Origin of the sequence: Pseudoxanthomonas sp. F37 (assembly GCF_022965755.1) — a bacterium.
Classification (GTDB): Bacteria; Pseudomonadota; Gammaproteobacteria; order Xanthomonadales; family Xanthomonadaceae; genus Pseudoxanthomonas_A.
Genome location: NZ_CP095187.1, coordinates 905,623 through 930,223 on the forward strand (window position 1 = coordinate 905,623; position 24,601 = coordinate 930,223).

25 protein-coding genes, 1 pseudogene and 1 riboswitch are annotated in these 24,601 nt (G+C 69.4%); of the genes and pseudogenes, 17 read left to right on the forward strand and 9 right to left on the reverse strand.

Annotated features, from left to right (window positions below; genetic code table 11):
• Positions 1 to 79 precede the first annotated feature (79 nt).
• Positions 80 to 1,579, forward strand: coding sequence for an alanine/glycine:cation symporter family protein (locus tag MUU77_RS04135; RefSeq protein ID WP_245091906.1), 1,500 nt, complete (start codon positions 80 to 82; stop codon positions 1,577 to 1,579).
• Between the two features lies 1 nt (position 1,580).
• Positions 1,581 to 2,441 (forward strand): TrmH family RNA methyltransferase, encoded by an 861-nt coding sequence (locus MUU77_RS04140; RefSeq protein ID WP_345779061.1) that lies wholly within the window; start codon positions 1,581 to 1,583, stop codon positions 2,439 to 2,441.
• Between the two features lie 513 nt (positions 2,442 to 2,954).
• Here the strand turns inward: MUU77_RS04140 and MUU77_RS04145 are convergent.
• The 4 genes from MUU77_RS04145 to MUU77_RS04160 form a co-directional block, all read right to left on the reverse strand.
• Positions 2,955 to 4,343, reverse strand: a complete 1,389-nt coding sequence (locus tag MUU77_RS04145; protein ID WP_245091909.1) for a M28 family peptidase — start codon at positions 4,341 to 4,343, stop codon at positions 2,955 to 2,957.
• Between the two features lie 93 nt (positions 4,344 to 4,436).
• Positions 4,437 to 4,841 (reverse strand): large-conductance mechanosensitive channel protein MscL, encoded by a 405-nt coding sequence (gene mscL, locus MUU77_RS04150; RefSeq protein WP_245091911.1) that lies wholly within the window; start codon positions 4,839 to 4,841, stop codon positions 4,437 to 4,439.
• Positions 4,842 to 4,917: 76 nt separating this feature from the next.
• Positions 4,918 to 5,625 carry a fumarylacetoacetate hydrolase family protein gene (locus tag MUU77_RS04155; RefSeq protein ID WP_245091913.1) on the reverse strand — a complete coding sequence of 236 codons (708 nt, stop codon included), beginning with the start codon at positions 5,623 to 5,625 and terminating at the stop codon, positions 4,918 to 4,920.
• 65 nt (positions 5,626 to 5,690) lie between these two features.
• Positions 5,691 to 5,963, reverse strand: a complete 273-nt coding sequence (locus MUU77_RS04160) for a hypothetical protein (protein ID WP_245091915.1) — start codon at positions 5,961 to 5,963, stop codon at positions 5,691 to 5,693.
• 90 nt (positions 5,964 to 6,053) lie between these two features.
• On the opposite strand from MUU77_RS04160, the gene MUU77_RS04165 reads away from it, so the two are divergent.
• Entirely contained in the window at positions 6,054 to 6,377 is a 324-nt protein-coding gene (locus MUU77_RS04165) for a Rieske 2Fe-2S domain-containing protein (protein ID WP_245091917.1), read from the forward strand.
• Between the two features lie 16 nt (positions 6,378 to 6,393).
• Here the strand turns inward: MUU77_RS04165 and MUU77_RS04170 are convergent, their stop codons facing one another.
• A complete protein-coding gene (locus MUU77_RS04170; RefSeq protein ID WP_245091919.1) occupies positions 6,394 to 7,473 on the reverse strand; it encodes a cache domain-containing protein in 1,080 nt (359 codons plus the stop codon).
• A 207-nt stretch (positions 7,474 to 7,680) separates the two neighbouring features.
• Between MUU77_RS04170 and MUU77_RS04175 the strand changes: the two genes are divergently transcribed.
• Positions 7,681 to 8,511 (forward strand): DUF3667 domain-containing protein, encoded by an 831-nt coding sequence (locus MUU77_RS04175; RefSeq protein ID WP_245091921.1) that lies wholly within the window; start codon positions 7,681 to 7,683, stop codon positions 8,509 to 8,511.
• 143 nt (positions 8,512 to 8,654) lie between these two features.
• Here MUU77_RS04175 and ettA read toward each other — a convergent pair whose 3' ends face one another.
• The gene (gene ettA, locus MUU77_RS04180) at positions 8,655 to 10,322 is read right to left on the reverse strand and encodes an energy-dependent translational throttle protein EttA (RefSeq protein ID WP_245091923.1); all 1,668 of its coding nucleotides are present in this window, start codon (positions 10,320 to 10,322) and stop codon (positions 8,655 to 8,657) included.
• Between the two features lie 216 nt (positions 10,323 to 10,538).
• Here ettA and MUU77_RS04185 point away from each other — a divergent pair, with 216 nt between their 5' ends.
• From MUU77_RS04185 to MUU77_RS04245, 13 genes are all read left to right on the forward strand, one after another.
• Positions 10,539 to 11,048: an RcnB family protein gene (locus MUU77_RS04185; protein WP_245091925.1), complete on the forward strand. Its 510-nt coding sequence runs from the start codon at positions 10,539 to 10,541 to the stop codon at positions 11,046 to 11,048.
• Positions 11,049 to 11,169: 121 nt separating this feature from the next.
• On the forward strand, positions 11,170 to 12,423 hold the full coding sequence (glyA, locus tag MUU77_RS04190; protein WP_245091927.1) for a serine hydroxymethyltransferase: 1,254 nt from the start codon (positions 11,170 to 11,172) through the stop codon (positions 12,421 to 12,423).
• A 113-nt stretch (positions 12,424 to 12,536) separates the two neighbouring features.
• Entirely contained in the window at positions 12,537 to 13,073 is a 537-nt protein-coding gene (gene nrdR / locus MUU77_RS04195) for a transcriptional regulator NrdR (RefSeq protein WP_245091929.1), read from the forward strand.
• A 3-nt stretch (positions 13,074 to 13,076) separates the two neighbouring features.
• Complete coding sequence (locus MUU77_RS04200) at positions 13,077 to 13,589, forward strand: GNAT family N-acetyltransferase (RefSeq protein WP_245091931.1); 513 nt, start codon at positions 13,077 to 13,079, stop codon at positions 13,587 to 13,589.
• Positions 13,586 to 14,683, forward strand: a complete 1,098-nt coding sequence (gene ribD / locus MUU77_RS04205) for a bifunctional diaminohydroxyphosphoribosylaminopyrimidine deaminase/5-amino-6-(5-phosphoribosylamino)uracil reductase RibD (RefSeq protein ID WP_245091933.1) — start codon at positions 13,586 to 13,588, stop codon at positions 14,681 to 14,683. The genes MUU77_RS04200 and ribD overlap by 4 nt, the downstream gene beginning before the upstream one ends.
• A 9-nt stretch (positions 14,684 to 14,692) precedes the next feature.
• Entirely contained in the window at positions 14,693 to 15,454 is a 762-nt protein-coding gene (locus tag MUU77_RS04210; protein ID WP_245091935.1) for a class I SAM-dependent methyltransferase, read from the forward strand.
• A 164-nt stretch (positions 15,455 to 15,618) separates the two neighbouring features.
• A riboswitch (FMN riboswitch) is annotated at positions 15,619 to 15,817 on the forward strand.
• 139 nt (positions 15,818 to 15,956) lie between these two features.
• A complete protein-coding gene (locus MUU77_RS04215; protein WP_245091937.1) occupies positions 15,957 to 16,550 on the forward strand; it encodes a riboflavin synthase in 594 nt (197 codons plus the stop codon).
• A 186-nt stretch (positions 16,551 to 16,736) separates the two neighbouring features.
• Positions 16,737 to 17,831: a 3,4-dihydroxy-2-butanone-4-phosphate synthase gene (ribB, locus tag MUU77_RS04220; protein ID WP_245091939.1), complete on the forward strand. Its 1,095-nt coding sequence runs from the start codon at positions 16,737 to 16,739 to the stop codon at positions 17,829 to 17,831.
• 59 nt (positions 17,832 to 17,890) lie between these two features.
• Positions 17,891 to 18,358 (forward strand): 6,7-dimethyl-8-ribityllumazine synthase, encoded by a 468-nt coding sequence (gene ribH, locus MUU77_RS04225; protein WP_245091941.1) that lies wholly within the window; start codon positions 17,891 to 17,893, stop codon positions 18,356 to 18,358.
• 38 nt (positions 18,359 to 18,396) lie between these two features.
• On the forward strand, positions 18,397 to 18,864 hold the full coding sequence (gene nusB, locus MUU77_RS04230) for a transcription antitermination factor NusB (protein WP_245091943.1): 468 nt from the start codon (positions 18,397 to 18,399) through the stop codon (positions 18,862 to 18,864).
• Positions 18,865 to 18,928: 64 nt separating this feature from the next.
• A complete protein-coding gene (locus MUU77_RS04235) occupies positions 18,929 to 19,117 on the forward strand; it encodes a hypothetical protein (protein ID WP_245091945.1) in 189 nt (62 codons plus the stop codon).
• 4 nt (positions 19,118 to 19,121) lie between these two features.
• A complete protein-coding gene (gene thiL, locus MUU77_RS04240; RefSeq protein WP_245091947.1) occupies positions 19,122 to 20,075 on the forward strand; it encodes a thiamine-phosphate kinase in 954 nt (317 codons plus the stop codon).
• A gap of 345 nt (positions 20,076 to 20,420) precedes the next feature.
• Positions 20,421 to 21,344: a transposase gene (locus tag MUU77_RS04245; protein ID WP_245087217.1), complete on the forward strand. Its 924-nt coding sequence runs from the start codon at positions 20,421 to 20,423 to the stop codon at positions 21,342 to 21,344.
• Between the two features lie 13 nt (positions 21,345 to 21,357).
• On the opposite strand, the gene MUU77_RS04250 is transcribed toward MUU77_RS04245, so the two are convergent.
• The 3 genes and pseudogenes from MUU77_RS04250 to MUU77_RS04260 form a co-directional block, all read right to left on the reverse strand.
• Complete coding sequence (locus tag MUU77_RS04250; RefSeq protein ID WP_245091949.1) at positions 21,358 to 22,746, reverse strand: FAD-linked oxidase C-terminal domain-containing protein; 1,389 nt, start codon at positions 22,744 to 22,746, stop codon at positions 21,358 to 21,360.
• A 21-nt stretch (positions 22,747 to 22,767) separates the two neighbouring features.
• The gene (locus MUU77_RS04255; protein ID WP_245091951.1) at positions 22,768 to 23,142 is read right to left on the reverse strand and encodes a YraN family protein; all 375 of its coding nucleotides are present in this window, start codon (positions 23,140 to 23,142) and stop codon (positions 22,768 to 22,770) included.
• Positions 23,132 to 24,388: pseudogene (locus MUU77_RS04260) on the reverse strand (penicillin-binding protein activator); the annotation flags it as partial. The gene MUU77_RS04255 and the pseudogene MUU77_RS04260, both read right to left, overlap by 11 nt.
• Positions 24,389 to 24,601 lie beyond the last annotated feature (213 nt).

Genomic DNA, 24,601 nt, shown 5'->3' on the forward strand with positions numbered 1-24,601 from the left:
ATCTTGCAGGGAGCCGGCGGCGCGTCCGCGCCGCCTTCCCGTATCCCAGCGCACGCACGAACGACGGAGACGCATCCCCGTGGAAGCCCTTTTCAACTGGTTGAACGGCATCATCTGGAGCAACGCGCTGATAGCGCTGTGCCTGGGCGCCGGCCTGTGGTTCACCCTCCGCACCCGCGTGATGCAGGTGCGCGGTTTCGCCGAGATGTGCCGGCTGACCGTGACCGGGCAGAAGTCGGATGCCGGCGTGTCCTCGTTCCAGGCCCTGGCCATCTCCATGGCCGGACGCATGGGCATAGGCAACATCGCCGGCGTCGCCACGGCGATCGCCTACGGCGGCCCCGGTGCGGTGTTCTGGATGTGGGTGATGGGCTTCCTGGGGGCATCGACCTCGTACATCGAGTGCACCCTGGCGCAGATCTACAAGGAAAAGGACGCCGAGGGGCGCTACCGCGGCGGCCCGGCCTACTACATCGAGAAGGCGATGGGCCTGAAGTGGTATGCGGTGACGTTCGCCGTGGCCACCGTCATCGCCACCGGCCTGCTGCTGCCGGGTGTGCAGGCCAACGCCATTGCCGACAGCGCCAGCAACGTGCTGTGCGGCGCGGGGGCCTGCGAGGCGGTCGGCGGCGCGGGCGCGCTGAAGCTGTGGATCGGCCTGGGCGTGGCGGCGGTGCTGGCGCTGATCATCTTCGGCGGCATCAAGCGCATCGCCACCTTCGCCGAGGTCGTGGTGCCGTTCATGGCGCTGGCCTTCATCCTGATGGCGGTGATCGTGATGATCGCCAACGCCGGCAAGGTGCCGGCGATGTTCGCCGACATCTTCTCCAGCGCGTTCGGCGCGCATGCGGCCTTCGGCGCCATCATCGGCCAGGCCATCGCCTGGGGCGTGAAGCGCGGCATCTACGCCAACGAGGCCGGCCAGGGCACCGGCCCGCACGCCGCCGCCGCCGCCGAGGTCTCGCACCCGGCCAAGCAGGGCTACGTGCAGGCCTTCGCCATCTACTTCGACACCATGCTGGTGTGCACCTCGACGGCGTTCCTGCTGCTGTCCACGGGCATGTACAACACGTTCCGGACCGTCACCGAGAACGGCAAGGACACGCTGGTCGCCATCGTCTCCGGCGTGCCCGGCCTGCAGCCGTCCGAAGGCGCGCAGTTCACCCAGGCAGCGGTGGAGTCGGTGCTGCCCGGCTGGGGCGCGGGCTTCGTGGCGCTGGCGCTGTTCTTCTTCGCCTTCACCACCATCATGGCCTACTACTACATGGCCGAGACCAACCTGACCTACCTGGCCGGGGTGAAGAAGACCCACCCGCTGGCGACCCTGTTGCTGCGTCTGGGCATCGTGGGCATGGTGGTGTTCGGCGCGTACCACAACGCCGCGATGGCGTGGACGCTGGGCGACATCGGCGTGGGCCTGATGGCATGGCTGAACGTCATCGCCATCCTGATCCTGCAGAAGCCCGCGCTGATCGCGCTGCGCGACTACGAGCGGCAGAAGAAGCTGGGCCTGGATCCGGTGTTCGATCCGGATGCGCTGGGCATCCGCAACGCCCACTTCTGGAAGAAGCAGGGCTGAGGTGGGCAATCCCTGGAACAACCGCCCGCCGCGGCCGCCCGGTCCGCCGGATCGGCGGCGACCGCCGCGCACGCAGGACCAGCGCCCCGCGCGCGAGCAGGCGCCGCGGGACGAGCGTCCCGCGAACACGGCGCGCAGCGAGCTGCGCCTGTATGGGCTCAACGCCGTGCACGCGGTGTTCGCGCGCCGCCCCGAGGCCATCCGCAAGGTCTACCTGACCGAATCGCGCATCCCGGCACTGAAACCGTTGCTGGCCTGGTGCGTCAAGCAGCGCGTCGGCTATCGCGTGGTGGAAGAGGGCGACCTGGACCGCCTGGCCGCCAGCGCGCACCACGAGGGCGTGGTGGCCGACGTGCTGAAGGTCGAGCCGCTGCCCATGTCCGACTGGCTGCGCGCGCTGCCCGAGGGCAAGCCCGTCGCAGCGCTGTGGCTGGACGGCGTGGGCAATCCGCACAACTTCGGCGCGATCCTGCGTTCGGCCGCGCATTTCGGCGTGGCGGGCATCCTGCTGCCGCGCGAGTCCACCCTGGCGTTGTCCGGCGCGGCGGCGCGGGTGGCCGAAGGCGGTGCGGAACAGGTGCCGCTGGTGCGCATGGGACAGGCCGACAATGCCGTGGCCCAATTGCGGAACGCGGGTTTTTCGCTGGCCGCCACGGTGGTGCGCGGCGGTGACGACCTGTTCGCGGCGAAGCTGCCGCAGCGGTTGGTCTACGTGATGGGGGCCGAGGGCGAGGGCATGGATGCGCGCCTGGCCGAGGCCTGCGACATGCGCCTGTCGATTCCCGGCAGCGGCGCGGTCGAGAGCCTCAATGTCGCCGCGGCCACGGCGGTGTTTCTGGCGCAGTGGAAGCAGCGTTCGTAGAGCGTAGCCCGCTCCCATGGCCCCCTGTAGGAGCGCCCTTGGGCGCGATGCTTTTCGATCAGCCATCTGAAGAGCATCGCGGGCATGGCCCGCTCCTACAACCCATGGGGCCCTGTAGGAGCGCCCTTGGGCGCGATGCTTTTCGGCCAGCCACCTGAAGCGCATCGCGGGCATGGCCCGCTCCTACAAACCGTGGGCCTCTGTAGGAGCGCCCTTGGGCGCGATGCTTTTCGGCCAGCCACCTGAAGCGCATCGCGGGCATGGCCCGCTCCTACAAACCGTGGGCCCCTGTAGGAGCGCCCTTGGGCGCGATGCTTTTCGGCCAGCCACCTGAAGCGCATCGCGGGCATGGCCCGCTCCTACAACCCATGGGGCCCTGTAGGAGCGCCCCATGGGCGCGATGCTTTTCGGCCAGACGCCTGAGGCGCATCGCGGGCATGGCCCGCTCCTACAACCCGGGGGCATGGCCCGCGCCTGCAAAGACGGGGGTGTTTCCCGGCAGGGTCGCGAGGCTTATTCCTTCAGTTGGCTGCCGAAATCGCCCTCGGCTTCCGCCGCCAGATATGCGAACACGGCATACGCCGCCACGTTCTGCGCGAGCGCGGCGGGATCGATCTTGTCCAGCGTATCGTCCGCATTGTGGTGCAGGTGGAAGTAGTCGCTGCCATCCTGCGCCAGCCACGCCCACGCCATGCCCCGGGCGGCGAACGGGCTGATGTCGGGCCCCGCGCTGCCCTTGCCGGGCGCGTACTCGATGCCCAGTGGCGCCAGCGCCTGCGCGATCTGTTCGGTGGCCTTGCGCGCGTGTCCGGGTGCGCCGGTATTGAAGGCGTAGATGCGGCCGGCGCCGAAGTCGCTCTCCGCGGCGATCTGATGGCGCGCGATGTCGGCCAGATGCTTCTGCGCATACGCCTTGCCCCCGTGCAGGCCCTGCTCTTCGTTGGCGAAGGCGATCACCCGGATGGTGCGTTTCGGCGCCCGCTTCAGCTGCCCTATCAGGTGGCCGGCGGCCATGGTGATGCCGATGCCCGCGCCGTCGTCGATCGCACCGGTGCCCAGGTCCCACGAATCCAGGTGCGCGCCGATCACCACGACCTCCTCCGGCAGGCTGCGCCCGGTGATTTCGCCGATCACGTTCTGCGAGGTGTATTGGCCGTCCCACCCGCAATCCAGTGCCAGCGACACGCGCACCGGGCCGCGCGCAAGCAGCCGCGCCAGCTGGTCGGCATCGGGGATGCTCAGTGCGGCGGACGGCACCGGCGTCAGGCCTTCGTCGAAGCGGGTGATGCCGGTGTGCGGGACGCGGTGGTTGTCGGTACCGGCCGAACGCATCAGGAAGGCGATGGCGCCCTTGCGGATCGCGGCCGACGGCCCTTTCGAGCGGATCGCGCCGCCGTTGCGGTAGTCGCTGCCATCGCGCGCGGCCTTCATCCCGTAGTCGACGAACGCGATCTTGCCGGCCAACGAACCCTCGGGCGCGGCCTCGAGTGCGGCAAGACCGTCGAAGCGGACGATCTCCGCCGCCACCGTGCCACCCGGGCTGCCCCCCAACGCCGTGATGGCCAACGGCTGCGCATGCGGACCCACGACGGCCGCCCGTTCGCTGCGGCGCACCCACTTCGGAAACGTCACCGGCTCGGTCCATACCTTGTCGAAACCCAGTGCCTTGAACTTCGCCTGCGCCCAGGCCACGGCCTTGGCATCGGCCTCGCTGCCGGCCAGGCGCGGCCCCACTTCGGTGGTCAGCGATTCGACCACCTCCCAGCCGGTCCGGTCGGCGAGCGCCTGCTCGCGCAGCTGCGCGGCGGTGACGAGGGCGGCATCGGGAATACGGGTTTCGCGGGAGGCGGCGTGGGCGGGCGCGGTGATGGCCAGAGCGAGCAACAGCGGAGCAAGACGCATGGAGAACCCCGGAAAAACGAAGGCCCCGAGCTTAGCAGCCCGGGGCCCCGTGTTTCCGCCGATCGCGTTGCCTATCCGGAACGCCGCGTCCCGTCACTTCTTCAGCGCATCGCGGATCTCGCGCAGCAGCAGTACGTCCTCCGGCGGCGCGGCCGGTGCGGCTTCGGGCTTGCGGTGCAGGCGGTTCACCGCCTTGACCAGCAGGAAGATCGCGAAGGCCACGATGACGAACTGGATGACGGTGTTGAGGAATTCGCCGATGCCGATCGCCACGGCCGGCACGTCCTTGCCGGCGGCGTCAACGGTGGCTTCCTTCAATGTCCACACCCACTTGGAGAAATCCACGCCGCCCACCAGCAGCCCGATGGGCGGCATGATGATCTTGTCCACGAAGGCGGTGACGATCTTGCCGAACGCGGCGCCGATCACCACGCCCACGGCGAGATCGACCACGTTGCCGCGTGCGATGAATTCCTTGAACTCGCTGACCATGCCCATTGCGCGATCTCCGTGAACGGCGCCGATCCGCCTGTGGGGAAGGACTATAACCGCGTGCGTCGACGAAGCAAGGCGGTCAGGCGGTGATGCGCCCGCCCAGTTCCACCACGCCGTCCAGTGCCGCGAGGAAGACGTCGCCCGGCAGCAGTGCGGCCACGCCGGCCGGCGTGCCCATGAAGACCAGGTCGCCGGCCTTCAGGGCATAGAGCCTGGAGAGCTCGTGCAGGATGTCCGGCACGTCCCAGATCAGGTCGCGCAGCGCGCCGTGCTGGCGGATATCGCCGTTCACGCGCAGGGTGAGCGTGCGGTCCTCCAGTGCGCCAATGCCGGTGGCGGGTACCAGTTCGCTGACCGGGGCCGAATGATCGAAGCCCTTGCCGGTATCCCACGGCAGGCCCTTCGCCTTGGCCGCGCCCTGCAGGTCGCGACGGGTCAGGTCCAGGCCCACGCCATAGGCGATGACCAGCGCCTGCGCGGCATCGCGCGACAGCGGGCCGGCCGGCGCATCCGCGCCCAGCGCCACCACCAGTTCGACCTCATGGTGCAGGTCGTGCGTGCCGGGCGGATAGGGTACGTCCGCGCCGCCGGTGACGATGGCATCGGCCGGTTTGTGGAAGAACACGGGCACGCCGCGTTCGGTCTTCGACGCCGGTGCGGCCGCGCCCATCTCGCGCGCGTGCTCGGCGAAATTGCGGCCCACGCAGAAGATGCGGCGCACGGGGAAGGTACCGCCGCCGCGCACGGGAACGCGCGGCACGGGCGGGGTGGGGATGATGTCGGCCATGGCGGCGATCCAATGCTCGGAAAGCCGCAGAGTGTAGGCGGGAACCGCGTCCCCGCGCAGTGCGGTCAGCGCGGCAGCGGCAGGGCCTGCTTGCGGACCACCCGGTACTCGCCTTCCATGGCGTGCTCGCGTGCGACCGGCTTGCCGCGCTGGCGCAGCAGTTTGTACAGCAGGCCACCGGCGATCATGGCCGCGCCGACGAACACGCTGAAGAACACCAGGACCACCAGCACGGCCAGTCCCAGCAGGCCGATGCCCAGGCGCAGCAGCGGATGCCGCGGCTTGCGGGGCGCAAAGGCGTGGCGGAAGGCGTTGAACTGGAAGTGGCGTGCGTACATGGCGTTGCGTCGTGACAGAATGCGGCCGGAGCCGATGCGCGCAGTATCGGATGACGGTTGTGTGACCGTGTGAGGACTTCGTTAAGCGCCATGCGACTCAGTGCACTGAATGACATCGCCGACGGCGGGTTTGCCGAAGTAGAGGCCATGATCGACGGGGATGCCGAATCTTTGATCCTTCATCGCCAAGGGGGCCAGGCACGCGCCTGGCTGAATGTCTGCCCGCATGCGGGGCGCCGGCTGGACTGGGCGCCGGGCCAGTTCCTGAAGAGCAAGGACGGGCACCTGGTGTGCGCCGCGCACGGCGCGTCGTTCGAACTTGGCCGCGGCGACTGCGTCGCCGGCCCCTGTCGCGGCGACTCCCTGCGCGCCGTACCGGTGCAGGTGCGCGACGGCGAGGTGTGGCTGGCCTGAGCGTGGGCTGCCGGCCTCAGCCGACGCCCTGCACGATCACGCAGTGCCAGCCGGTCCGGTAGGTCTCGTACCCCGGCGACGCGGCCTGCGCCAGACACTGCGCATGGCCGTCCACGACCCGTTCCACCGCCCCGCGCGGTTGCGCGAACAGCGCCTCGCGTCCGGGAAAGTCCAGCCTGGCGGCGCCTCCTGCCTGGGTGTCGGCCAGCAGCCAACCTTGACCGTCGACAATGCAGACCCGGCTGCGGCGCCATTCCGCCTCGGACAGCGGCGTGCGTTCGACGATGGTCTGCGCCAGCGCGTCCCAGCGGAACACGATGCCCAGCACGCCCAGCGGACGACCATTCACGCGCCCGTCCTGGCGCACCGTGCAGGCGTATACCAGCACGCGCTCGCCACCGGCCAGGGAACTGGCATGCATCGACTGGAAGCCGAATTCCTCGCCGCTGGCGGTGGCCATGGCCGACTGGAACCAGGCCTGCTGGGCCACCGACTGGCCGACCGATCGGTACTGCCGCGGCCGGCCGTTGGCGATCACGGTGCCGTCCAGATCGGCCAGCACCAGGTCGAAGTAGACGGTGTAGGAGTCCAGGATCTGCCCGAGGCGCTGGCTGGCGTGGGCGAGTGCGGCAGGTTGCGGGTCCTGCGCCGCGGCCACCACGGCCGCGTCGGTGGCCCACCAGCGTACGTCGCAGCTGCGCTCGTACAGGTTGCGGTCGATCAGGTCGATGTTGGCCAGCGCCAGATCGGTCAGGCGGGTGCGGCGCACGTCGGTCTGCAGGCGCTCCAGGCGTTCCCGCAGGTCGGTGCTGGTACGGTCCGCCATGCGGTCGATCTCCTGCGCGGTATCGCTGACCCGGCGCGAGAGCGTGTCCATCTCTTCGGCGATCACGCCGAAGCTGCGGCCCGCCGCGCCGATGCGCACGGCTTCGATGCGGGCATTCATCGAGATGATGCGGGTGATGCGGTTGATCTCGTCGATCTTCTGCAGCGACTGCCGCAGTTGCCGGAGCAGCGAGTCCGACAGCCCCGATACGGACTGGATGTGGTCGTCGATGCCGGCATCGGGCGCGGGGGCGGCAGCACAGGCGTTCATGGGGCTCCTTGTGGGGAAGGGGCGGACAGGCGCACGGCGGCGCGATGTCAGTCCCGTTGTTGAGGCGCTATCGGCGCGGCGCGAACGCGCTTTAATCGGCACCTTCGCAGTGCAGGCTTTCCCCGCAATGGGGCGTCCGCCGAGGGTGAGGTTGGACGCGCCCGCACCGGTTCCCTAGAATCCGCCGACCACCGACAGGGGACCGGAATGGGCGAGGCGAGCATGTGCATCAACTGCGGGCGGGCCGTCGCCAATGCCGAGCAGAAGTTCTGTCCCGCCTGCGGCCAGCCCACGCCGGTGCACCGCATCGACTGGCATTTCCTCGGCCACGAACTGGAGCACAGCGTGCTCCACATGGACCGCGGCATCCTGTACTCGCTGAAGGAGCTGATGCTGCGGCCGGGGCGCCTCATACGCGACTACATCGAAGGGCGACGCGCGGGCATCGTCAAGCCCGTGCTGCTGATCACGATGACAGGCGCTGCGGCGACGTTGATGGCGCACTACGCGTTGGATGGCGATGCGCTCGGTGCGTCCCTTGCGGCTGGCATGGAAGCCGGAGCAGGACATCAAGGCAGCATGAATGCCAAGCAGGCCGAGGCCATGGCCCAGATGGCGAAAGTATTCGCCGTGGTCAAGGACTGGATGAATCGACACCTGACCCTGATCACCTTGTTGTTGCTGCCGGTGCAGGCCGCTGCATTCAAGCTGACGTTCCGACGCTTCAAGCAGATCAATTACCCGGAATGGCTGGTGATCACCTCGTTCCTGATGGCGCAGTTGTTTGTCGTATGGGTGATCTTCATGCCGCTTCAACGATGGTGGTCGGACGCGCAGGCGGTCATGGTGTTGGTAGCGGCCCTGCTCAACCTGTTTTCGCTGACTCAGGTTTTTCAGGGATATCCGCGATGGAAGGCCTTTTTGCGCGGTGCGGCCGCTTGGGCCATCGTCCAAGTGGTGGTGATGGTGGCTACGCTCATCGGGGCGATGGTGCTTGGCGTCCTGGTGGCCAGCGGAAGGATCTATTTGCCTGCCTGAGGCTGTCGTCCCTCAGCCGGACAGCTCGAGCGTTGATGTCGTGTTGATGGGTCGGTGCGCAGCAAAAGAAAAGCCCGCTTAGGGCGGGCTTTTCTGTCGGGACGGATTGCCCGGCGCAATGGCGGGGGCACTGGATCCCGGAATCACTTCAGCGCCTTGAACCGCAGGCGGTGCGGACGCGCGCCTTCTTCGCCCAGGCGGCGCTTCTTGTCTTCCTCGTACTCGCGGTAGTTGCCCTGGAAGAACTCCACGTGCGAGTCGCCCTCGAAGGCGAGGATGTGGGTGGCGATGCGGTCCAGGAACCAGCGGTCGTGCGAGATGACGAAGGTGTTGCCGGGGAATTCCAGCAGCGCGTCTTCCAGCGCACGCAGGGTTTCGATGTCCAGGTCGTTCGACGGCTCGTCGAGCAGCAGCACGTTGCCGCCCTGCAGCAGCGTCTTGGCCATGTGCAGGCGCCCGCGCTCGCCGCCGGACAGCGAACCCACCAGCTTCTGCTGGTCCTGGCCCTTGAAGTTGAAGCGGCCGATGTAGGCGCGCGACTGGATCTCCACGCCGTTGATGTTGAGGATGTCCAGGCCGCCGGAGACTTCCTGGAACACGGTCTGGTTGCCCTCCAGCTTGTCGCGGCTCTGGTCCACGTAGGCCAGCTTCACGCTGGGGCCGATCACGATTTCGCCCGCGTCCGGCTTCTCCTGCCCGGTGATCATCTTGAACAGCGTGGACTTGCCCGCGCCGTTCGGGCCGATGATGCCGACGATGGCGCCGGCCGGCACCAGGAAGCTCAGGTTGTCGATCAGCAGGCGGTCGCCGAATTTCTTGGAGACGTTCTTGAACTCGATCACCGAATTGCCCAGACGCTCGCCCGGCGGGATGAAGATCTCGTTGGTCTCGTTGCGCTTCTGGTAGTCGACCGACTGCAGTTCTTCCAGGCGGGCCAGGCGGGCCTTGCCCTTGGAGCGGCCGCCCTTGGCATTCTGGCGCGACCATTCCAGTTCCTTCTGGATCGCCTTCTGGCGCGCCTTTTCCTGGTTCTCTTCCTGCTTCAGGCGCTCGTCCTTCTGCACCAGCCACTCGGTGTAGTTGCCCTTCCACGGGATGCCGCGGCCACGGTCCAGTTCGAGGATCCATTCGGCGGCGTTGTCGAGGAAGTAGCGGTCGTGGGTGACGGCCACCACGGTGCCGGTGTAGCGGGCCAGGAACTGCTCCAGCCACTCCACCGACTCGGCGTCCAGATGGTTGGTCGGTTCGTCGAGCAGCAGCATGTCCGGCTTCTGCAGCAGCAGCCGGCACAGCGCCACGCGGCGCTTCTCGCCACCGGACAGCTTGCCGATGACGGCATCCCACGGCGGCAGGCGCAGCGCGTCGGCGGCCACGTCCAGCTGGTTCTCCAGCGTGTGCGCATCCCCGGCGGCCAGGATGGCTTCCAGGCGTTCCTGCTCCTTGGCCAGGGCGTCGAAGTCGGCGCCTTCCTCGGCGTAGGCCGCGTAGACCGCCTCCAGCGCGGCCTGCGCCTGCAGCACTTCGCCCACGCCTTCCTCGACGGCCTGGCGGACGGTGTGCTCGGGGTTCAGTTCCGGCTCCTGGGCCAGGTAGCCCACCTTGATGCCGGGTTGCGGACGGGCCTCGCCTTCGAAGTCCTTGTCCACGCCCGCCATGATCTTCAGCACGGTGGACTTGCCGGCGCCGTTCAGGCCCAGCAGGCCGATCTTCGCGCCTGGGAAGAAGGACAGCGAGATGTCCTTGATGATCTGCCGCTTGGGCGGGACCACCTTGCTGACCCGGTTCATGGTGTAGATGTATTGCGAGGACATGCAGGCTCCGGTACGCAGGTCCCGGCGCCCGGCCGGTTCGGCGGCGGGCGGGCGGGTAGAAGGGAAGACGGCGATTATAGCCGCTCCGGCCGTGCCGACCGGCGGCTGAACACGTTTCGCGAACCGGTCGTTTACGCCGTCGTAACCGTTTTCCAGCGGGAATCGGTTCAGATGCGATCGGCATGATGGGCTCACGTGCCACACAGAGGGCTTTCCATGAACACCAAGCGTCTTTTCCAGGGCATGGCCTGCGCCGTCCTGGCCTTCGCCGTCACCGCTCCCGTGCTGGCGCGCGACGATCGCGGCCACGACCGGGGCCGCTCGCACCGCTACGACCATCGGGACGACCGCAGGGACGACCGCCGCGACTGGCGCGATGATCGCCGGGACGACCGCCATGACCGCCGCGACCAGCGCCAGGCCTATCGCCATGGCTATCACGACGGGCGCCGGGATGACCGCCGGTACGACCGTTACTATGACGACCGCCGGTATTACGTCCCGCCGCGCGTGGTCTACCCCCCGGCCCCCCACTACCACCGCTGGGCCGTGGGACAGCGCTATCGCGACTACTACCGCGGTCCGGTCTACGTGGTGAACGACTACGGCCACTACCACGTGCGCCGCCCGCCTCGCGGCTACCACTGGGTCCGCGACGACCGCGGCAACCTGCTGATGGTCGCCATCGCCACCGGCATCATCGCGGACCTGCTTCTGCACCACTGAACAGGCCCCGAGGTCCCCGAAGAGCGCGCTCCGGCGCGCTTTTCGCTTTCCGGGGCCGGGTCGGCGGAGGCCGGGCGAGCTACAATCGGCCATCCCGCCCGCCCTTGCCCCCGGAGACCCGATGTTCCCGCGCGACGCCCGCATCGAAACCTACGATCCCGAACTGGCCCAGGCCATCGCCCACGAGGCGCGCCGGCAGGAGGATCACGTCGAGCTGATCGCCAGCGAGAACTACGCCAGCCCCCGCGTGCTGGAGGCCCAGGGCAGCGTGCTGACCAACAAGTATGCCGAGGGCTACCCGCACAAGCGCTACTACGGCGGTTGCGAGTACGTGGACATCGCCGAGCAGCTGGCGATCGACCGCGTGAAGCAGCTGTTCGGCGCCGACTACGCCAACGTGCAGCCGCATTCCGGTTCGCAGGCCAACCAGGCCGTGTACTTCGCCCTGCTGAACCCCGGCGACACCATCCTGGGCATGAGCCTGGCCCACGGTGGCCACCTGACCCACGGCGCCAAGGTCAACGCCTCGGGCAAGCTGTTCAACGCCGTCCAGTACGGCGTGAACGACCAGGGCCTGATCGACTACGACGAAGTCGAAAGGCTGGCGCTGGAGCACAAGCCGAAGATGGTCGTGGCCGGCTTCTCCGCCTATTCGCAGGTGGTGGACTGGGCCCGCTTCCGCGCCATCGCCGACAAGGTGGGCGCCTACTTGTTCGTGGACATGGCGCATGTGGCAGGCCTGGTGGCCGCCGGCGTCTACCCCAGCCCGCTGCCGCATGCCCACGTGGTCACCTCGACCACCCACAAGACGCTGCGCGGCCCGCGCGGCGGCATCATCCTGGCCAAGGGCGCCGGCGAAGAGATCGAGAAGAAGCTGCAGAGCATCGTCTTCCCCGGCATCCAGGGCGGTCCGCTGATGCACGTCATCGCGGCCAAGGCCGTGGCCTTCAAGGAAGCGCTGGAGCCGGAGTTCAAGGCCTATCAGCGGCAGGTGGTGAAGAACGCCCAGGCGATGGCGAAGACCATCATCTCCCGCGGCTACAAGATCGTGTCCGGCGGTACCGAGAACCACCTGATGCTGGTGGACATGATCGGCAAGGACGTCAGCGGCAAGGATGCGGAAGAAGCGCTGGGCAAGGCGCACATCACCGTCAACAAGAACTCCGTGCCCAACGACCCGCGCAAGCCCTTCGTCACCTCCGGCCTGCGCATCGGCACGCCGGCCGTCACCACGCGCGGCTACGGCGAACAGGACTGCATCGACCTGGCCAACTGGATCTGCGACGTGCTGGATGCGCCCAGCGACGAGGCGGTGCTGGCGAAGGTGCGCGAGAATGTCACGGCGCAGTGCCGGAAGTATCCGGTCTACGGCTGAAAGCGAGGAACGAGCGATGAGGAGTGAGGAACGAGTGAAAGCGACACCGCATCGAGAAGTGGGAAGCACCGCTTTCACTCGTTCCTCACTTCTCTCCACTCGTTCCTGATCCCATGTACTGCCCCTTCTGCCAGCACACCGATACCCGCGTGATCGATTCGCGCGTGTCGGAGGACGGCGCGACGATCCGCCGTCGGCGGGAGTGCGAGGCTTGCGGGGAGCGGTTCTCCACGCTGGAGAACATCGAGATCAAGCTGCCGGCGGTCATCAAGAGCGACGGCAGGCGCGATACGTTCGATGCGCGCAAGCTGCGCGCGGGCTTCGACCGCGCGCTGCAGAAGCGGCCGGTGTCGGAAGAACAGATCGAGGCGGCCGTGCGTGCGGTGATCCATGCCATCCGCATGAGCGGCGAGCGCGAGATCGCTTCGCGCAGGATCGGCGAATTCGTCATGAACGAACTGCGCAAGCTGGACCACGTGGGCTACGTGCGCTTCGCCTCGGTCTACCGCAGTTTCGAGGACGTGGCCGATTTCCGCGAGGAGATCGAGAAGCTCGAACGCGACCTGCCGCCCGGCGCGGGCCAGTTGTCCCTGCTCGGCGGCGACGTGGTGCCGTTCGACAAGCACGCGGACAAGAACAAGAAGCGCTGAGCCATGCGCATCGACCGGATCGGCCGGCATCCGCGGCACATCCCCGCGCTTGCTGCCTGGCACCATGCCGAGTGGGGCGCGCTGTACGACGACTGGACGTTGGCCGCGGCGGCGTCCGAACTGGCCGACCACGCCACGCGCACGTCATTGCCCACCACGCTGCTGCTGGTGGATGGCCAGGACCTGTTGGGATCGGTCAGCCTGCTGATCGAGGACGCGCCCGCCCTGCAGGACCGCGGCAGTCCGTGGCTGGGCAGCCTGTTCGTGCTGCCGGCCGCGCGCGGTCGTGGCGGTGGACGCGTCCTCGTGGACGCCGCGGTCGCCCATGCCGCGCGCCAGGGCGTGGCCCTGCTGCGGTTGTTCACCCTCTGGCACGAGGACTTCTACGCTTCGCTGGGCTGGCAGGTCGAGGAGCGCACGTCGCTGCACGGCACGCCGGTGGTGATCATGTCGATCGTGCCCGCGGAGCGTGTGGCGCATACTGGCGCCCCGCCGCATCGCGTGGACGACGCATGACCGAAACCCGCTACACCGCCTTCGACCATCAATGCATGGCGCGCGCGCTGCGACTGGCCGAGCGGGGCGCCTACACCACGCGGCCGAATCCCATGGTCGGCTGCGTGATCACGCAGGGTGAGCAAACCGTCGGCGAGGGCTGGCACCAGAAGGCCGGCGAGCCGCACGCCGAGGTGTTCGCGTTGCAGGCCGCGGGCGAGCGGGCCAGGGGCGCCACCGCCTACGTCACTCTGGAGCCCTGCGCCCATACCGGCCGCACCGGGCCCTGCGCCGAGGCCCTGGTGGCGGCCGGCGTGGCGCGCGTGGTGGCGGCGATGCGAGACCCGTTCGCGCAGGTCGATGGCGCCGGCTTCGACCGACTGCGGGCGGCGGGCATCGCCGTGGAGTCCGGGTTGATGGAGGCGCAGGCGCGGCGCTTGAACCGGGGTTTCCTGTCGCGCGTGGAACGCGGCCGGCCGTGGATGCGGGTGAAGCTGGCCACCAGCCTGGATGGCCGTACCGCGATGGCCAACGGCGATTCCAAGTGGATCAGCGGCGAGGCATCGCGCCGCGACGTGATGCGCTGGCGCGCGCGTGCCGGGGCCATCCTGACGGGCGCGGGCACCGTGCTGGCCGACGATCCGTCGCTGACGGTGCGCTTGGGCGACGACACCGCCTTCGAGCCGCCGCTGCGGGTGGTGCTGGACCCGGGGCTTGCCACCGTGGCGCGCGGCAACGTGCGCCAGGGTGAAGCGCCCACCCTGTACGTACACGCTGCCGATGCCAAGCCACCGCGCGACACCGATGTGCAGCGGGTGGTGGCGCCGGCCACCGGCAGCAATTTCGACCTGAAGGCGGTGCTGGAGCTGCTGGCCGAACGCGGCATCAACGAAGTGCACGCCGAGGCCGGGGCCACGCTGGCCGGTGCGTTCATCGCGGCGGGGCTGGCGGACGAGGTGCTGCTGTACGTCGCGCCGGTGCTGCTGGGCGACCAGGCCCGGCCACTGTTCGGGGGGCTGGGGATCCAGGCCATGGCGGACCGGTTGAAGCTGGAGATTGTGGACAGCCGCATGATTGGCGAAGATCACCGCCTCCTGCTGCAACCTGCCCGCTGACCGCCCGCCATGGTGGCTTTCAAGGATCATTTCTCCGGCGTCGCCGACGTCTACGCCGCCTCGCGACCCACCTACCCGGATGCGCTGTACGACGCGATCGCCGCCGTCGTGCCCGCCACTGCCCGCGTGTGGGAGCCCGGCGCGGGCAGCGGCCAGGCCACGCGCGGGCTGGCCGCGCGTTTCGCCCATGTGCACGCCACCGACCCCAGCGCTGCGCAGATCGAGCGCCACTGGGCGCGGGACCTGGCCGATGCCAGGGTCAGCCTGGCGGTCGAACCCGCCGAAACCACCGCCCTGGACGACGCCAGCGTGGACCTGGTGGCGGTGGCGCAGGCGCTGCACTGGTTCGACCGCTATCGCTTCTTCGCCACCTGCGAGCGCGTGCTGCGTCCCGGGGGCGTGCTGGCGGCGTGGACCTACCAGGACATCATTTTCGAGGACGACCTGGCCGAGGTGGCCGAGAAGGTCCGCGACGACATCGACCCGTACTGGCCGCCGGAGCGCGCCGACGTGGACATGGGCTACGGCGACTATGTCTGGCCATTCGAGGCCTTGCCCACGCCGCGCCTGTGGCTGACCGCCGACTGGAACCTGCCCACGCTGCTGGGCTATTTCGGCAGCCTGTCCGCCACCGGCAGCTACCGGGCGGCGACCGGGGAAGACCCGGTTTATGCGCACACCCCCGCGCTGGCCGAGGTCTGGGGCGATCCGCAGCGGGTGCGCACCATGCGCTGGCCGCTGATCCTGCACCTGCGCCGCAAGCCGCTGTAGAACGGAGCGTCCCGGCGGCAACGGCAAACAGCCGGTGATGGGCTGTCCGGGCGCGCTGCGGCGCGTTCATCCTCACGCCGTCTGCTGGTCTGCTGGTCTGCTGGTCTGCTGGTCTGCGGGGCGCGGTGTAGAATGCGCGGGCCGGTCCGCCGGCACACCACCAACGACGTCTTCAGGGCGGGGTGCGATTCCCCACCGGCGGTAGGTCGCCCAGCGACGAGCCCGCGAGCGCCTTGGGCGGCATGCGAGTCCCTCGCAAGAGCCCGCACATCCCTGTGCGGACTTTCCAATGTCGCCGAAGGGTCAGCAGATCCGGTCAGATGCCGGAGCCGACGGTCATAGTCCGGATGAAAGAAGACGGCACCGCCGAACCGCGCGCAGGCGCGGCGTCGTGCGCCTGCCTTCGCGCCCCGGGGGCGTCTCCGCTTTGCTTCCGCGAGAGACGTGCCATGCCTTCCACGATTCCCCGTGCTTTTCCCGTCCTCCCGCTGGAGGCCTGCTGATGTTCACCGGCATCATCGAGGGCGTGGGCCGCATCGCCGCGCTGGAGCCCGTAGGCGGCGACATCCGCCTGACCGTTGCCGTGGGCACGCTGCCGTTCGACGCCGTGCAGCTGGGCGAGAGCATCGCGGTCAATGGCGTGTGCCTGACCGTGATCGCGTTCGACGCGTCCAGCTTCCAGGCCGATGCATCCAACGAAACCCTTGCGCTGACCACGCTTGGCCGTCTGCGCGAAGGCGCACTGGTGAACCTGGAGCGTGCCATGCGCCCGACCGACCGTCTGGGCGGCCATCTGGTCAGCGGCCACGTGGACGGCGTCGGTCGCGTGCTGTCGGTGCACGAGGACGCGCGCGCGCAGCGCTGGCGCTTCGCCGCGCCGGCGCCGCTGCTGAAGTACATCGCCAGGAAGGGCTCGATCTGCGTGGACGGCGTCAGCCTGACCGTCAACGAGGTGGACGGCGAAGGCTTCGAGGTCGCGCTGATCCCGCACACCGTGTCGCACACGGCCTTCTCGCAGACCGCCGTCGGCGACGCGGTGAACCTGGAAATCGACCTGGTCGCGCGCTATGTGGAACGCCTGCTCGGCGCGCGCTGAGTGGCGTCCGACCCGTCTATGGACACCGTCACGCCCACCGTCATCCGTCACCGTCATCCCAGCGAACGCTGGGATCCACTTTGACGTTGCTGTTTCGCTGGCAAGCCAGACCAAGCATCAAGGTCAAGATGGATCCCGGCGTTCGCCGGGATGACGACTTCTCTTCCATTATCCGAGCGCTGAAAGATGGCTTTTTCCCCGATTCCCGAACTCCTTGAAGAGATCCGCAACGGCCGCATGGTCGTCATCGTCGACGACGAGGACCGCGAGAACGAAGGCGACCTGATCATGGCCGCCGAGCTGGTCAAGCCGTCGGATATCAACTTCATGGTGACCCACGCGCGCGGCCTGGTCTGCCTGTCGCTGACGCGCGAGCGCTGCGCCCAGCTGGGGCTGGCGCCGATGGTCCAGCACAACACCGCGCAGTTCCACACCAATTTCACCGTCAGCATCGAGGCGGCCGAAGGCGTCACCACCGGCATCTCCGCCTACGACCGCGCGCATACCGTCCGCACCGCCGTGCGCCCCGACGCAAAGCCCGCCGACCTGAGCCAGCCGGGCCACATCTTCCCGCTGATCGCCCAGCCCGGTGGCGTGCTGACCCGCGCCGGCCATACCGAGGCGGCCAGCGACCTGCCGCTGCTGGCGGGGCTGGAACCGGCGGGCGTGCTGGTGGAGATACTGAACCCCGACGGCACCATGGCGCGGCGCCCGCAGCTGGAAGTGTTCGCACGCGAGCATGGGCTGAAGATGGGCTCCATCGCCGACCTGATCGCGTACCGGTTGGCCACCGAGCATACCGTGGAGCGCATCGACGAGCGCGGGATCGACACCGAGTTCGGTCCGTTCCGGCTGGTCACCTACCGCGACCGCATCGCCCACGACCTGCATTTCGCCCTGGTCCGCGGCACGCCCGACAAGACCACGCCCACCCTGGTGCGCGTGCAGGTCGAGAATCCGCTGAGCGACCTGCTGCACTGGCGGCGCGACGATTTCGGCGTGCACGCCACCGATGCCCTGCGCGCCATCGCGGCCGAAGGGCAGGGCGTCATGGTGGTCCTGTCCGAACCGCGCAACGCCGAGTCCCTGCTGGCGCGGCTGCGCAAGCAACCCGAGGTGCGCGCCAACGCCAAGGATGTGGGCCAGTGGCGCCGCAACGGCGCCGGTGCGCAGATCCTGGCCGACCTGGGCCTGGGCCGGCTGCGCGTGCTGGGCACGCCGCGCCGCCAGGTGGGGCTGGCCGGGTTCGGCCTGGACGTGGTCGAGTACGTCCAGCCGTGATCCCCGGACCGGCCGGTCGCCCCGGCTGGTAGACTTCCCCACCCCGCAAGGAACCCGCCATGTCCCACTACGAAGGCGATCTGCGCGCGCCCGAAGGCGCCCGCTTCGCGATCATCGCCAGCCGCTGGAATCCGCGCATCACCGATGTGCTGGTGGCCGGCGCGCGCCAGAGCCTGGCCGGCAATGGCGTGGGCGAGGACGCGATCGACGTGGTGCGCGTGCCGGGCGCATGGGAGATCCCGCTGGTGGCGGCCCGCCTGGCCGCGGCCGGCGACCATGCGGCCATCGTCGCCCTGGGCTGCGTGATCCGGGGCGATACCCGCCACTACGAGCACGTGGCCGACCGCTGCGCCGAGGGCCTGATGCGCGTGCAGCTGGACACCGGCGTGCCCGTGCTCAACGGCGTGCTGGCGGTGGAGCGCATCGAGGATGCCGAAGCGCGCGCCGGCGGCAGCCATGGCAACAAGGGCGAGGAGGCCGCGCTGGCCGCCATCGAGATGGCGCACCTGCTGGCGCAGCTGGCCTGATCATCCGTACGCAACGAACACGCAGCACAGGAGCCGCCGTGAGCCGACATCCCCATTCCCCCCGCAAGGACGGCATCGATCCGGTCACGCGCGCCCGCGCGCGCCGCCGTGCGCTGCAGGCCGTGTACGCGTGGCAGATGTCGGGCGGCGAAGTCGGCCAGGTCATCGCCCAGTTCGCGCACGAGCAGGCGCACGAGATCGCCGATCTCGAATACTTCGAGGACCTGGTGCGCGGCGTGGTGAAGCACCGCGCCGCCCTGGACCAGGCGCTGCTGCCCTTCCTCGATCGCACGGTGGAAGAGGTCGACCCCATCGAGCGCGCGGTGCTGCGCATCGCCGCCTATGAGCTGATCCACCGCGTCGACGTGCCGTACCGCGTGGTGCTGAACGAAGCCATCGAAACCGCCAAGCGTTTCGGTTCCGAACACGGGCACACGTACATCAATGGCGTGCTCGACCACGCCGCCGTCGAATGGCGGCCCGCCGAGGCGCAGGCGCGGCGCTGACGTGTCGGGCGGCGATGCACGCTTTCCTGCTGAAGAGCGCGAGGCGTTGCTCGCGGTGAGGGGGGTGGGTGCCACCGTGGTGCAGCGGCTCGAGCAGATGGGCATCGCCTCGCTGCGGCAACTGGCCGCGGCCACACCGTCGGAGATCCTCGCCGGTGCCGCCGGCCTGACCGCCTCCACCTGCTGGAAGAACAGCCCGCAGGCGCGCGCGGCGATCCAGGCGGCCGTCGAACTGGCGCGCGCCCGGGCCTGACGCGATGGGCACCGGCGAGTTCGACCTGATTGCCCGCATCCGCGCACGCGTGGCGACGCGCGCCGACGTGGTGCTGGGCATCGGTGACGACGCCGCCCTGCTGGCGCCGCCACCGGGCCGGCAGCTGGTGGTCACGGCCGATACGTTGAACGAAGGCGTCCATTTTCCGCGCGGCACATCGCCGGCGGACGTCGGCTGGAAGGCGCTGGCGGTGAATCTCTCCGACCTCGCTTCGATGGGTGCGGAACCGGCGTGGTGCACGCTGTCGCTGTCGTTGCCGCAGTCCGATCCGGCATGGATCGATGGCTTCCTCGATGGCTTCCTCGATCTGGCCGGGCAGCACGGTATCGCGCTGGTCGGCGGCGACACCACGCGCGGCCCCCTGTCGATCGCGGTCACCGCGATGGGGCTGGTGGAGCCGGGCCGCGCGCTGCGTCGTGATGGCGCGCGCGTGGGCGACGGGGTCTGGGTCACCGGCACGCTCGGCGATGCGGCCGGCGGTCTGGCCCACCTGGACCGCAGGTCATCGCCCATGCTGCGCGAGCGCCTGGATCGTCCGACGCCGCGCGTGGACGCCGGCCGTGCCCTGGCCGGCATCGCGACCGCCTGTGTCGATGTTTCCGATGGGCTGCTCGCCGACCTGGGCCATGTGTGCGCACGCAGCGACGTCGCGGCCTGCATCGATGTCGACACGCTGCCGGCGTCGGCCGCGCTGCGGGAGGCCTTCGGAGAAGCCGACCGCATCGCCTTGCAGGCCGGTGGCGGGGATGACTACGAGCTGTGCTTCACCGCGCCGGCCGATGCGGGTGCCGACATCGGTGCGGTGTCGGCACGGCTCGGCCTGCAGATCACGCGCATCGGTCGCATCGTGGCCGGTGAGGGGGTGCGGCCGCTCGGCTCCGATGGCGCGCCCTGGTCGCCACCGCGCCGGGGTTACGATCACTTTGCGCAGTCCTGAGGTTGTTGCAGGCGCTACGCAGGTCGCGACCGCACGGTCAGGCAGTCGAAAAACCGATCGTTCGCCCGTCGGGCGCGCTGCGGCGCGTTCTTCACCTTGAATGCCCAAGCTGTGCCGGGGCGCGGTCGCGACTGGCGTCGCTTGTGTCTATCGATTGGGTAGATTGCGTTGTGAGAGCGGAGTGCGGCAGCCCGATATGTCGCTGTGCGTTAGCACGTGTAGGAGTCCGGGGCGCCGCACTCCGTACTCCCATCTCAAGCCCGAACAGTTGCACGGATGGCAGTCCGCAGTACAAGCCAGGGATCGATGGGAGTGCTCTCGCCCCTAGGCTACTACGGAGTGCGCATGAATTCGTACGTCGGCATCGATGTCTCCAAGGACGAACTGGTCGTCCATGTCCTGCCCGCCCAGCAGGACCGCGTGTTTCCCAACACCGCTCAGGGTCTAGTCGGACTGGTCGGCTGGCTGCTGGAACTGGAAGGCTGCCGGGTTGCCTTCGAGGCCAGCGGCGGCTATGAACGCGATCTGTTGGATGGACTGCACCAGGCCGGTGTGGCGGCCGTGCGTTTGCCGGCCCGGCGTCCACGCGATCTGGCCAGAGCGTTGGGCTTGAAGGCCAAGACCGATGCCCTGGATGCCCGCGTGCTGGCCCTGGCCGCGCAGATGCTGCCGGCCACTACCACGCCCCCTGCGACCGCTCCGATGCAGAACCTGCGCGAGTGGTTGCAACTGCGCACGGCCCTGGTGCAGGAGCGCGACAATCATCGCCGACGGATCCAGCAGGTGCGCCAAGCCTCTGTGCAGACCTTCCTGCGCTCGGTCATCGACAGCCTGCAACAGCGAATTGCCCAGGTCGAGCAGCAACTACGCTGCGCCCTTGAACGCTGTCCCGTCCAGATCGGCGCCGCGCCGGGACTGGGCCCGATCCTGCGTGCCACCCTGGCCGCCCGCCTGCCGGAACTGGGCCAGCTGGACCGGCGGCAGATCGCCTCCCTGGTCGGTCTGGCGCCCTACAACCGCGACAGTGGACGCTGGCGTGGTCAGCGCTGCATCGGAGGCGGAAGGGCCGATGTGCGACGCGTGCTCTACATGGCGACCTGGGCCGCCATCCGGGCACGCTCACCCCTGGCGCAGACCTACCAGCGGCTGGTAGCCGCAGGTAAACCCAAGAAGCTCGCAGTGACCGCCTGCATGCGCAAGTACCTGACCATGCTCAACGCCATGGCGCGCGATCAAGCGCCATGGGCGCCTGCTACGTCGACGGCCTAGACACAGTTGACTCCTACACGGGCTTCTGCAGTGGCAGGACCTTGCCGGGGTTGAGGATGCCATCGGGGTCCAGCGCCGCCTTGATCGCCCGCATCGCATCCAGCGTCGCGGCGCTGAACGCATCGGCCATGAAATCGCGCTTGCTCAGGCCGATGCCGTGCTCGCCCGACAGCGTGCCGCCCAGTGCCAGCACCTGCGCGAACACGCGGGGCAACGCGGCGTGGGCGCGCGCCGTCTCGGCGGCATCGGCGTCGTCGTACATGATGTTGACGTGCAGGTTGCCGTTGCCGGCATGGCCGAACACGACGATGGGCAGGGCGGACTCAAGGGACAACGCCTCCATGGCGGCCACGAGGTCCGGAATGCGCGACACCGGCACCACCACGTCCTCGTTGATCTTGCCCGGCCGGATGGTGCGCAGTGCCGGCGACAGCGCACGGCGCGCGGCCCACAGGCGGTCGCGCGCGCTGCCGTCGGCGGCGACATCCAGTGCGATCAGGCCGTCGCCTTCCGCCGCGTCGGCCAGCGCCTGCAGTGCGTAGGGCAGGGTGTCGTCGTCGCCATCGGCCTCGATCAGCAGCATCGCGCCCGCCTCGGGCACGTCGCTGCCGTTGCGGCGGATCAGGGCGATGGCGCTGTGGTCCATGAATTCCAGCATCGTCGGCGTCGCCGGCCGCGCCATGATCCGCGAGACGGCGGCGGCAGCGCTGGCGGCGTCGCGGTAGAGCACCCGCAGGCCGGCCTGCGCGCGTGGGCGGGGCGAAAGCTTCAAGGTCGCTTCGACGATCAGGGCCAGCGTGCCCTCACTGCCGACGATCAGGTGGGTGAGGTCGTAGCCGGTCGCGTCCTTCGTGTAGGCGCCGCCACAGCGGATCAGTTCGCCCGTGCCGGTCACGGCGACCAGGCCCAGCACGTTGTCGCGCGCGGTGCCGTACTTCACCGCGCGCGGCCCGCCGGCGTTGGTGGCCAGGTTGCCGCCCACGCTGCACAGGTCCGCGCTGGACGGGTCCGGCGGCCAGAACAGGCCGTAGGGCACCAGCGTCTGCTGCAGTCCGCCATTGAGCACGCCGGGTTCCACCACCACGCAGCGATCGGCTGCGCGCAGTTCCAGGATGCGGTCCATGCGCGCGAAGGACACCACCACGCCCCCCTGCGTGGGCACGGCGGCGCCGGTGGTTCCGGTGCCGGCGCCACGCGCGACCAGCGGTACCCGGTGTTCGCGACAGGCGCGTACCAGTGCCACCACGTCCTCACGCGTGCGCGGCAACGCCACGGCCGAGGGCATGGCCCAGCGGCGCGAATCGTCGCCGCCGTAGAGGCGCCGTGCTTCGCCCGTCAGCCAGCCGTCCCCGAGCCGGGTCGACATGGCATCGTGCAAGGCGCTCGGCAGGCTGGCATCCATCACGCCATTGTAGGCGGGTGCTCAGACCTCGTCCGCGCGGAATGCGTCCCGGATCCAGTCCAGCCGTGGCGAGGCCGGGTCGCCCCGCGCATCCACCACATCGAAGCGGCACGGCGCATCGGCCAGGGCGGGATGGTCCTGCAGGAAGCACTGGGCCGCATGCACCAGGCGCCTGCGCTTGCCGGCATCGACCGAGGCCGCACCGCCGCCGAACGCCTGCGACTGGCGGTAGCGCACTTCCACGAACACCACCGTGGCGGCATCGCGCATCACCAGGTCCAGCTCGCCGCCGCGATAGCGCACATTGGCGGCCAGCGCGATCAGTCCGGCGCCGCACAGCAGCGCGCGTGCCGCGTTCTCCACGGCCTGGCCGCGCGCCTGCCGCTCAGCCGCCATCCGCGATGGGCGCCGGGCGGCCACCGGCGAAGGTGGACCATGACGGCGTGCGGACCACGTTGCCGAAGCCGTCCAGCTGCAGACGGCCGGTTGCGCCGCGGATCTCGGTGTTCACGCCCAGCGCCAGCTTCTCCAGGTAGGCGGTCAACAGCCAGGCGTCGTAGCCGAAGGCGAACAGGCGCGCCGCCGGCCCGCGTGCGGTCGGCACGCGCTCGCCGGTCACGCTGGCGGCGGGCAGCGCCGGCACGCCGCGCGAGGTCCAAGCCTCGGTGGGGAAGGCGATGCCATCCAGCGCCATGTCCTCTTCCGGCTTGCCCGTGCCCGAGGTGAGCTGCGAGGTGCCCACGCGCGTCTTGCCGCCCAGGCCGGCCAGCGCCAGCTGCGGCGTCAGCGCCCGCGCGGTGCTGCCGCGCACCGCCAGGAACACGGCATCGGCGCCCTCCTGCGAGGCGGTCGCCAGCACGGACGACAGGTCGCCGGGCGTCTCGGCGACGCTGATCACGCGCGTCACCCTGCCGCCGCGTTCGGCGAAGCGTTCGCGGAACGCCTGCGAGGCGCGGCGTCCGTTGTCGTCGCTGCCCTCGATGATCAGTGCGGTCTTGCGCTCGCGGGCCAGCACGTACTCGGCGGCGGCGATGCCGTCGTCTTCCGGCGCCAGCGAAAAACCGGCCTTGCCGTCCGGCGGCGCCACGGCGCCGCGGTTCAGCACCAGCATGGGGGTGGCCAGTTCGGGCTGTTGGAACAGCGCGCTGACTTCGTCGCGGCCCAGGGGACCGACCACGAAATCGGCCCCCTCGGCGGTGGCGCGCGCATAGGCCGCGGTGGCACCGGCGGCGGTGCCGGCGGTGTCGTAGAACTGGATCTCCGGGCGCCGGCGCCGTTCGCCGTAGTAACCCGCCAGCAGGCCGTCGCGCACGGGGGCGGCAGCCGTGGCCAGGTTGCCCGACAGCGGCAGCAGCACCGCCAGCTTCACCGGGGGACGGTAGCCGTCGCTGTCGGCGGGCGGGCGGTTGCCGGCATCGAAGCGCCATTGGGCGCCGCGGTCGAACGGGCGCGGCAGCGGCAGGCCGCGGCGCTGCAGGGCGCGGCCGGCGAAGTTGTACAGCGGATCGCCCGAAGGCAGCGCAGCGGCGTCGCGCGCGAGGGTGGCATCGTCGAGCGTGGCCAGCAGGCGGTCGATCTCGCGCGCATTGTCGGTGCGCGCCTGGCCGCTGAGGGCGGCATCCTGGCGGGCCAGCGTGGCGGCGTTCGCGAATGCGGGCGCGAACCGCGCCGCCGACGTCGCCGGGCCCGTGCCGGAGGGAGTGGCGCAGCTCGCCAGCAGGGCGACCCACACCAGGAGCACCAGGGACCGGGCGGGACGGAGGCGTGCGGAGAGCGTGCGTGCGACAGGCGAGTCCAAGGGCATCGTCGGTGTTCGGGCAAGGGAACCGGCTACGATTCTACCCCCAGCCACCGG

Coding starts and splice junctions, on each gene's coding strand:
- MUU77_RS04145 (WP_245091909.1), bottom strand. CDS start 4,343: ATGCGTCTTGCTCCGCTGTTGCTCGCTCTGGCCATCACCGCGCCCGCC.
- mscL (WP_245091911.1), bottom strand. CDS start 4,841: ATGGGCATGGTCAGCGAGTTCAAGGAATTCATCGCACGCGGCAACGTG.
- MUU77_RS04155 (WP_245091913.1), bottom strand. CDS start 5,625: ATGGCCGACATCATCCCCACCCCGCCCGTGCCGCGCGTTCCCGTGCGC.
- MUU77_RS04160 (WP_245091915.1), bottom strand. CDS start 5,963: ATGTACGCACGCCACTTCCAGTTCAACGCCTTCCGCCACGCCTTTGCG.
- MUU77_RS04165 (WP_245091917.1), top strand. CDS start 6,054: ATGCGACTCAGTGCACTGAATGACATCGCCGACGGCGGGTTTGCCGAA.
- MUU77_RS04170 (WP_245091919.1), bottom strand. CDS start 7,473: ATGAACGCCTGTGCTGCCGCCCCCGCGCCCGATGCCGGCATCGACGAC.
- MUU77_RS04175 (WP_245091921.1), top strand. CDS start 7,681: ATGGGCGAGGCGAGCATGTGCATCAACTGCGGGCGGGCCGTCGCCAAT.
- ettA (WP_245091923.1), bottom strand. CDS start 10,322: ATGTCCTCGCAATACATCTACACCATGAACCGGGTCAGCAAGGTGGTC.
- MUU77_RS04185 (WP_245091925.1), top strand. CDS start 10,539: ATGAACACCAAGCGTCTTTTCCAGGGCATGGCCTGCGCCGTCCTGGCC.
- glyA (WP_245091927.1), top strand. CDS start 11,170: ATGTTCCCGCGCGACGCCCGCATCGAAACCTACGATCCCGAACTGGCC.
- nrdR (WP_245091929.1), top strand. CDS start 12,537: ATGTACTGCCCCTTCTGCCAGCACACCGATACCCGCGTGATCGATTCG.
- MUU77_RS04200 (WP_245091931.1), top strand. CDS start 13,077: ATGCGCATCGACCGGATCGGCCGGCATCCGCGGCACATCCCCGCGCTT.
- ribD (WP_245091933.1), top strand. CDS start 13,586: ATGACCGAAACCCGCTACACCGCCTTCGACCATCAATGCATGGCGCGC.
- MUU77_RS04210 (WP_245091935.1), top strand. CDS start 14,693: ATGGTGGCTTTCAAGGATCATTTCTCCGGCGTCGCCGACGTCTACGCC.
- MUU77_RS04215 (WP_245091937.1), top strand. CDS start 15,957: ATGTTCACCGGCATCATCGAGGGCGTGGGCCGCATCGCCGCGCTGGAG.
- ribB (WP_245091939.1), top strand. CDS start 16,737: ATGGCTTTTTCCCCGATTCCCGAACTCCTTGAAGAGATCCGCAACGGC.
- ribH (WP_245091941.1), top strand. CDS start 17,891: ATGTCCCACTACGAAGGCGATCTGCGCGCGCCCGAAGGCGCCCGCTTC.
- thiL (WP_245091947.1), top strand. CDS start 19,122: ATGGGCACCGGCGAGTTCGACCTGATTGCCCGCATCCGCGCACGCGTG.
- MUU77_RS04245 (WP_245087217.1), top strand. CDS start 20,421: ATGAATTCGTACGTCGGCATCGATGTCTCCAAGGACGAACTGGTCGTC.
- MUU77_RS04250 (WP_245091949.1), bottom strand. CDS start 22,746: ATGGATGCCAGCCTGCCGAGCGCCTTGCACGATGCCATGTCGACCCGG.
- MUU77_RS04255 (WP_245091951.1), bottom strand. CDS start 23,142: ATGGCGGCTGAGCGGCAGGCGCGCGGCCAGGCCGTGGAGAACGCGGCA.